This is a genomic window from Johannesbaptistia floridana (assembly GCF_057440575.1).
Map to the genome: position 1 here is coordinate 1 of NZ_JALKVM010000319.1, position 8,054 is coordinate 8,054.

Annotated in this window: 5 protein-coding genes and 1 pseudogene; 1 reads left to right on the forward strand and 5 read right to left on the reverse strand. The window is 35.8% G+C overall.

Annotated features, from left to right (window positions below):
* Positions 1-131: 131 nt before the first annotated feature.
* The 3 genes from prfH to MW688_RS18515 all read right to left on the reverse strand — a co-directional run bounded on the left by prfH (position 132) and on the right by MW688_RS18515 (position 4,387).
* Complete coding sequence (prfH, locus tag MW688_RS18505) at positions 132-770, reverse strand: peptide chain release factor H (protein WP_486737493.1); 639 nt, start codon at positions 768-770, stop codon at positions 132-134.
* A 32-nt stretch (positions 771-802) separates the two neighbouring features.
* Complete coding sequence (locus tag MW688_RS18510; protein WP_486737494.1) at positions 803-1,927, reverse strand: RNA ligase RtcB family protein; 1,125 nt, start codon at positions 1,925-1,927, stop codon at positions 803-805.
* A 303-nt stretch (positions 1,928-2,230) separates the two neighbouring features.
* Positions 2,231-4,387, reverse strand: coding sequence for an FkbM family methyltransferase (locus tag MW688_RS18515; RefSeq protein ID WP_486737495.1), 2,157 nt, complete (start codon positions 4,385-4,387; stop codon positions 2,231-2,233).
* A gap of 515 nt (positions 4,388-4,902) precedes the next feature.
* On the opposite strand from MW688_RS18515, the gene MW688_RS18520 reads away from it, so the two are divergent.
* Positions 4,903-5,103 (forward strand): hypothetical protein, encoded by a 201-nt coding sequence (locus tag MW688_RS18520; protein ID WP_486737496.1) that lies wholly within the window; start codon positions 4,903-4,905, stop codon positions 5,101-5,103.
* Positions 5,104-5,141: 38 nt separating this feature from the next.
* Here MW688_RS18520 and MW688_RS18525 read toward each other — a convergent pair.
* Together MW688_RS18525 and MW688_RS18530 are read right to left on the reverse strand one after the other, a co-directional pair.
* Positions 5,142-5,312 (reverse strand): annotated as a pseudogene (locus tag MW688_RS18525) (TPM domain-containing protein); the annotation flags it as partial.
* A gap of 359 nt (positions 5,313-5,671) precedes the next feature.
* A partial coding sequence (locus MW688_RS18530; RefSeq protein WP_486737497.1) for a leucine-rich repeat domain-containing protein occupies positions 5,672-8,054 on the reverse strand: 2,383 nt, incomplete at its 5' end.

Here is an 8,054-nt window from a genome sequence, read left to right on the forward strand (position 1 = left end):
CAAGCCAAAGATGGGGGTGCAAGCCAAAGATGGGGGCGCAAGCCAAAGATGGGGGAGCAAGCCAAAGATGGGGGCGCAAGCCAAAGATGGGGGCGCAAGCCAAAGATGGGGGCGCAAGCCTTGCGCCCCTACTACAAACTGAACTTTTTCCCTCGATAAATACGAATAGGATTACCTCTTTCTAAATTTTGGTGAACTTGCCAAAATTCTTGCTCCAATTCCTCAGCGATTAGCTGTTCTTTTGACTCTAAAATCATTGCTAACTTTGCTAAAGCTAGTTTTTTATTGAGATATTGCGATCGCTCTTCAGAAGCTGTTACAGTCATCCCACTAGGAAGATGAGTTGCTCTAACTGCTGTTTCCACCTTATTAACATTTTGACCACCTGCACCTGATGAACGCATTGTGCTAAACTTCACCTGTTCGGCACTAAAGCTACCATTTTCTTCCGGTGGAGTTAGTACACTTACTCCTACAAACCAGTTTTTACGTTTATGATGGGGACGAAAAGGACTTTGACAAATCCATTGTATGGTACCTTCCCAAGAATTGATAAAATTGACTATCTCTACACTGTGCTCATCAGCTTCTAAACTGATTAAAATTGATAAAAAAGTATCAGGTTGAGCTCCCGGTATAGATTTAATTATATCTGCTTTAATTTTGAGCTGTTTTGCCTCTTTAAGCAAGATTAGTGCGAGTTTTCCTACAAAATAGGTACATTCATCAGGTCCTTTTCCTGAAGTAATTTGTAACCAATAAGACAACATTTATTTAGTTTATTCTCTGTATAAGATTTGAGTTATTTTTTTCTTCTGGTTTTGTAAGTAATTACCGGACGATAGATAGCAATGACTCGAATTAAACCTGCATCTACCATATCTTGAATGACAATATCAATATTTTTATAAGCTTGTGGTGCTTCTTCATAAATCAAATTTTTGTCTTCACAAATAACTCGACTACCAAAAGAAGTTTTGATTAAATCATCAACCTTGTAACGACGAGAAAGATTACCTTTAGCGTCAGAACGTTTCCATTTTCGCCCTGCACCATGGGCTAAAGAGTAGGCATTTTCTTCTTGAGGGCCAATTGGTTCAACTAAATAACTATATGTTCCACGAGAACCAGGAATCATCATTATACCTTGGTCTGAAGGAGAAGCCCCCTTACGGTGTAACCAACAGTTGAGATTTTCATAAATCACAGGTGTTACTGTATTATGATTAACATCTACTAAAACTTGCCCTTGATAACCCAATGTAGATAAAAAGCGATGGGAAATTAAAGCTCGATTAGCCGATGCCCATTTAAGGGCTTGATTATGTCTAAATAGGTAGTTTTGGGCATCTTCACTTTGATCGCTTAATCCTTGATTACGGTATTGAGCGATATGATCTCTTAATATAGCTTCTCCTTTACCTCTTGAACCAGAATGAACTAATAAGACTAAATAATCACTCTTTAAGCCAAATTTAGTGAACTTGTCTTCATCTTTAACTGATTCTAATTGCTGTAACTCAGCAAAGTGATTGCCTCCTCCAATTGTACCCAAAGAAGAGTCAAATTCATCACTGGTTAAGCCATAATCACTCAACCAAGCTTCAATATCTCCATCCCATGGAGAATCTAAATCCTGGAGTTTTTTAACAAAGCGATCTAACTTGACTTTGCGTAATGGTATATCGGTTTGCCATAAACCCATACCACAACCCACATCGTTACCCACCAGATAGGGATAAAATATACCATGACTAATGAAGGCAGCACCAATGGGATGTCCTTTTCCTGGGTGTAAATCTGGCATTCCTACCGCCAATTTCATCCCGGGTAATTCTGCTGTTTGGTTAATTTGTTCGATACTCCAACTTTCAATCCAGTTTTGTTCCGAGGCAATAATTTTTACTTTAGCAGTATTTGTTCCCATCTTTGAAGTTGTTAGTAAGCATTAAATATATTAATATTATAGCATTACAAACAGTGGTATTTCATATCATGTCCGTTTAATTAGTTATGATAAAGTTCTACCTTCATACCTTCTTCCTTCCCTTCTGCCTCTCTTGCCTCGGTGCCTCTCTTGCCTCGGTGCCTCACCCGAAGGGGGTTAAAAATTGGTTGACCGAGTGCTACTTTTCTTAGGCGAAAGAGAAATGAACTTTTTCTGAGGTTAATTTAGTACAGAAGTACTGGTGGAAGATGTGAGAATAACCTCATTTTTGCTTTGTGCTAACTATTTTTTTAAAAATTTCCCTTTAATTTTTTTGAGTATTTGCTCTCCCAATGATAAATTTAACTCTGCTTGTATTTGACTATCCCGTTTATAAATTTCTGCAAGTCTAGCTTTACTCTCAACTTCTAGACGATTAACTTCGTTTTTGAGTTGAACTATTTCTGCTGCTAGTTTGGCGGTTTGATTGCGTAAGTCTGCTGCTAGTTTGGCGGTTTGATTGCGTAAGCATGAATCAATCAAAGCACCACTGAGTTGAACATACCCTAGAGGGTCTTGAGCATTACGAGATATAATATCGTCAGGAGTTAAGTGTAATTGTGTTGCTATGCCTTGAAAAGCTTGGCGACGTAACTGCCGATAGGAAGTTTGTAAATTTTCAGTAGTAGGTGAATTTAGATGAGTGACAAATAAATTGGTAGCGCCAATTTCTTTGATATTATCTGGTGATTCTAAACATTTGAGTGTGTCTGATTGGGATTCTACTAACCAACCCCGAAAACCTAACTGGTAGATATCAGCTAAAACTTTGATGAGTTTCTCTTGACGAGTTTGATTTAAGTTTTTAGAGGATACTTCTAACATGATTAAGCAATCAGGGGAGTTTTTAAGAGTAGTTTTTGCTCCTTCTAAAACAGCAAATTCATAACCCTCTACATCTATTTTGATTATGTCTACGGTTGGTATATTTAGTTGTGTTAAAAAGGTATCTAAACGGTAAATAGGTACTTTAACCTTTTCTTTGATTTTAGCTCTACCTGTGGCACTAATTCCACTGAAAGAGGATTCTTCTGTCAGGTAAAATTCTGTTTCTCCATCTTCTTCACCCAGACAAATTTGATAAGATTGAATTAAGTTATCTAAGTTGTTAATTAAAGCATTTTTTTGTAAAAGTTCATAGGCATCAGGATGAGGCTCAAAGGATAATACTAAGCCATCATCTCCTATTTTACTAGCAGTTAAAATTGTATAGTAGCCAGAGTTGGCACCAATATCAAGTACTGTTGCCCCTACATTAACTAGACTGAGGATTAGTTGAGAGTCAAAATATTCTTGATAATAACCATAGTATATATCGGCACCGAGGCGATCGCCCAAATCTACTTGTAATTTTAACCCTGAGGCTAAGTTAGCTGTTTGTATATCTTTCACTCCAATAGGATGTAAGCGTTCTCGCAGAGAACGTACAAATGTTGTATAGGCTGTAGCACAATTAGGGAATTTTACCGCTTCGTAGAGTAAATCGTGCAATACTTGAAGTTTCAATTCCAACTGTTGATCCATTTTTTCTCTTTCCTTGTTCGCTACTTGATAATTAGGCTGACCATAACCTAGTTTATCCATCATCTCACCATGAGTAACATAAATTAACTTTAATTCTCTAGTTGTCAAGTTTTTTTCCCAGCCGAAGGCTTTACCTTCCCTTTTTGATGTGGGGTTTTGGGGTTGTATTTCAGTAAACCTGACAAATGTTCTCTTTAAATATTTTATTCCGGTGATTTCGGCAATTTTCACACAACACTGGTGTTCATTTTCTTTTAAAGATTCAAAGTAAATAGATAGATAGTTATGCTGTAATTTATCTTTAGCTTCTAACCATTTTTGATGATAATCAGACCAAGAACCATATTTAACTCTCCCCAGAATTATATCACTAATAGTAGTTATCGGTTCTGTTGGTAGTTTGGTGGCGTTAATTAACTGATAATATGACCAAATAACTGCCCCAGGATTTCTAATGGGTTGTATGACTATTTCTCCTGGGAAGTATTCTTGATAAGGTAATTCATGGGTTTTGATGAAGAAAACTTCTGTTTCTGCCGCTAGTTTTTCTCTATTTACAGGAGTTAAAAAATCTAAACATCCTGGCCACAGAAAACGATTAAAATGATTAGGATATTTACTTTTTAATTCTGGGTCTTGGTAAAGGGCAATTGATTTATTCCAGATAAGCTGGGGGATTTGCGATCGCCACTCACTAGTAATTGTTTCTGGAGATGGTGGAGTTGCTTGGGTGGTAATTTCCCAATCCTGGATATGAGAGGGGGGATAATCACCAATACTATATACAGAGGATACTAGTTTTCTAAACTGAGTATATATCAGTAGTTGTAGCCAAGAATTTCCCGAACGAGGATAGGAAGCTAAATAGACAATCATAAGTTAATTTAGTAGATATATCTCCTAATAATAATGGCGACTACTATGTTAGAGTTTTTTTCTTAAAAACGAAAGTATTAGTAGGGTGCGTTAGGGCGAAGCCCGTAACGCACCAGATTATGCCATGATTTCCTGATAAGATCAAGTCCGTTGAATTAGTTATATAGCAGTACAAACAATGGTGTTTGACACCTGACAAGGTGAAACCTAACACCTACCCCATGAGGTAGCCCCACCTTTGACAGGAAGGAATAAAATGTAACAAACAGAACAATTTACACCATAATCGCGAAAGAGCCATTAGCGATCGCTCATTTTAATTTTAGCTGCTAAAGTCTCAAATTATTTTAGTATAATTGTAGTAACTAATTATCCGTCACAGTTAATTTGTAAGAAAGAAAGCTAAAAAGCTTGTGGAGATTGAGGTTTAGCCCAGAGCCCACCGCGCGGTTCGGCTCTGCCGAAGGCAGCACGCATTTTAATGTTTTATTGAAATGGAGCAAGCGGCAAAAAATATGACTGCTTTAGCTCAACAAACAGCCTTTCAATGGCAACCAATAGATTACTATATTGTTACTTTTTCAAATACTGATACCTACAGTGAACAAATAACTACTATTGGTTTTCAAAATGAACTTGAAATAATTTCTGCCGAAGAAGTAAAATCACTACAAGAGATTGATTATTATTCTTATCGTAGTTTAGGTGAGGAGTGAAGTAAATCTGTGGATAGCTATATAGTCTCTTTATTAAAAGTGATGAGGGTGAGAATCCATTGTTCTTGAGGCAATCCTGGTACAACGTTACAACCACCTTTTAGTAAACAAGTTTGTACTGTGGATATTGATTGTGCGATCGCATTGTTTTCCCTGTTTTCTCTCACAAAATATAGATTACCAAAGCGAGTTTGTAATTCTACCCAAAACTCACATCTTCCACCAGTACTTATGTACCAAATTATTGTAGGTTGGGTTGAGGCACGAAACCCAACATTAATGTTTAATTAATTATATAATTAAATATTGATGTTGGGTTATCTCCCTGCCCAACCTACAAAATCTAGTCTGAATACGCCTTTAGGGTCAACCAATTTTTAAGGGCGATCGCATTAATTCTTTAACTCATTACTTCAAAACTCATTACTTCAAAACTCAACCACAACCAGCAACTTTTGGCAAAGGTGCAAGATCTCAGTTGTACTCCTTATGATACTAAATCTCAAAAAAAATTCGACCCGCCACAGGCGGGATAGAGTAAAGAATTAAAGAGTAAAAGTACACAGGGTTATGTAATTCTGGAGAACACTAACGCAACACGAAAACCGTAGTAGTAGCTCCTACGGTCGCGCGTGTAGACATTACGAGAGGCGGAACGGCAGTTGTCGCTACTAAAGTCCCAAGAACCTCCGCGTAGTATTTTATAGCTATTATTACTATTTAGCCATATACTCCCATCTTCAGGGGCTCCTTCATAATTTTCATGCCAATCATCTGCACACCACTCCCAAACGTTTCCCGGCATATCATACAATCCCCACCTATTCGGTTTTTTCTGCCCTACTGGCTGAGTTTGCTGATTTGAGTTATCCCCATACCAACCATACTCTTTTAACTTATTACTATCTTCTCCAAAACCATAACTTGTTTCACTTCCTGCTCTACATGCGTATTCCCACTCGGCTTCACTTGGTAGTCTAAATTCTAATTCTGTTTGGTTTGATAGTTTTTTACAAAATTCTTCTGCTTCTTCCCAACTTACACATTCCACTGGTAAATTATTTCCCTTGAAGTTAGATGGATTATTACCCATAATTGCTTGATATTGGGCTTGGGTAACTGGATATTTCCCTAAGGCAAATGGTGCCACTGTTACTTCATGTTGGGGCATTTCACGCCTATCACCCTGCTTACTCCCCATCAAAAATTTACCTCCTGGAATCTGTACCATCTCTAATTGCACACCAGGGGCTAATTCAAAGATTAAATTATTTTTATTTTTTTGTCCAACTGATTGACTCCCTTTAGTTGATTTACTGGTTAAATTTTTGAGATTTTCTAATGGTTTGAGAGTTTTTATGGGATTATTTTCAACACTCAGTATCTTGAGTTGTTGTAAAACCGTGAGAAACCGAATATCTTCTATTTTGTTATTGTCTAGGTATAACTCTGTTAGTTGGGTTAGTTTGACTAACGGAGGTAATCTTTGTGCTGATATCTGGTTATTTATCAGACTCAGATATTCTAATTGGCTTAAGTTGTAGAGAAAATTATCAATCTGGGTAATTTGGTTATTATTAGCTGATAGTATTTGTAATTGCTGAAGATTGCCTATTGGGGTTAAATCTGAAATTTGATTGCTATCTAAAGATAATTCTTTTAACTTAGTTAAGTTTCTCAACTCCTCTACACTAGTGATTGAGTTGTGATTGAGTGATAATATCTCTAACTGGGTTAATTTACCTAAAGCAGAAATATCATTGAGCTGATTATTATTTAAATTAAGTATTTTTAATCTTACCAATCCTTGTAAACTTTCTAAATTCTCCAGATTGCTATTACTGAGTATTAAAGTTTCTAAGTTTTCTAAACTAATAATTTTTTCTAACTGATTCTGGGGCAATTTATTACAACTTAAATCGAGACTGATTAAATTAGTAAAATGTTCTATTCCTGATAGATCATGAATCCATCTGTTAGCTAAATTAAGTTCTTTTATCTCTCTTACCCTTTTGTAGGTTAATTCTTGTCCATAGGGTAAATTAAGAGAATCATGTATGGCTTTTTCTAATTCTAAATCTAAATCCCAAAGAAGATCGGTATCTGAATAGTTATTATCTTGATTATTACTTGTTACAGCAACTGATTGATTACCTGGTATTGATTCGGTAGTTGGATTGTCAAGACTTTCTATAGGTTTGATAATGTTGATGGGATGATCATCAATACTAACTACTTTTAGTTGTTGTAAACCTGGGAGAAAACTCATATTGTCTATTTTGTTATTGTCTAAATATAATTCTTTTAGTTTGGTTAGTTGTACTGGAGTAGATAATCTTTTGGCTTCTATTTGGTTATTTTTCAGACTCAGATATTCTAATTGACTTAAGTTATAGAGAAAATTATCAATCTGAGTAATTTGGTTATTATTAGCTGAGAGTCTTTGTAATTGTCTGAGATTGGCTATGGCAGTTAAATCTGAAATTTGATTATTATCTAAATATAATTCTTTGAGGTTGTTTAAGTTTTTCAACCCCTCTACACTAGTGATTCTGTTGCGATTGAGTGATAATATCTCTAATTGAGTACACTTAGCTAGGGCGGATATATCTTTTATTTGGTTATAGTATAAATACAGTCTTTTTAACCGAACTAATCCTTGAATACTTTCTAAATTCTCTAAATTGCTATTACTGAGTATGAGAGTTTCTAAGTTTTCTAAACTACTAATTTTTTCTAACTGATTCTGGGGAAATTGGTTAGAACTTAAATCGAGACTGGTTAAATTAGTAAAATGCTCTATTCCTGATAGGTCGGAAATTTGACTATTATTTAAATAAAGTTGTTTTGTTTCTCTTACCTTTTTGTAGGTTAATTGTTCTTCCCTAGGTAATTTTAGAGAATTACGTATAGCTTCTTCTAGTTTTAATTCTAAATCCGAGAGCATATCG